Source organism: Bacillus pretiosus (assembly GCF_051294775.1).
GTDB classification, from domain to species: Bacteria; Bacillota; Bacilli; order Bacillales; family Bacillaceae_G; genus Bacillus_A; species Bacillus_A wiedmannii.
This window is the reverse complement of record NZ_JBPPHF010000707.1, coordinates 1-256: the sequence shown is the minus strand read 5'-3', so window position 1 is coordinate 256 and position 256 is coordinate 1. Positions and strand designations below refer to the sequence as shown.

Here is a 256-nt window from a genome sequence, read left to right as displayed (position 1 = left end):
ACTCTCACAGGGACAAGGTCCCAACTACCATCGGCGCTAGAGAGCTTAACTTCCGTGTTCGGTATGGGAACGGGTGTGACCTCTCTGCCATCATTACCAGACTGTATTCATTTAAGACAAGAATCATTGTAACTTATTTAACTTTTAAAGTCAACAAGTTTTTTATATTCTTTCAAAACTAGATAACATTGCTTCATATTATATGGTTAAGTCCTCGATCTATTAGTATTCGTCAGCTCCACATGTCACCATGCTT

The 256-nt window shown here is 38.7% G+C and carries 1 rRNA gene; it reads right to left on the bottom strand.

The features are described 5' to 3' along the window. Positions 1–101, bottom strand: a 5S ribosomal RNA gene (gene rrf / locus ACSG5Z_RS32825); the annotation flags it as partial. Between the last annotated feature and the right edge of the window lie 155 nt (positions 102–256).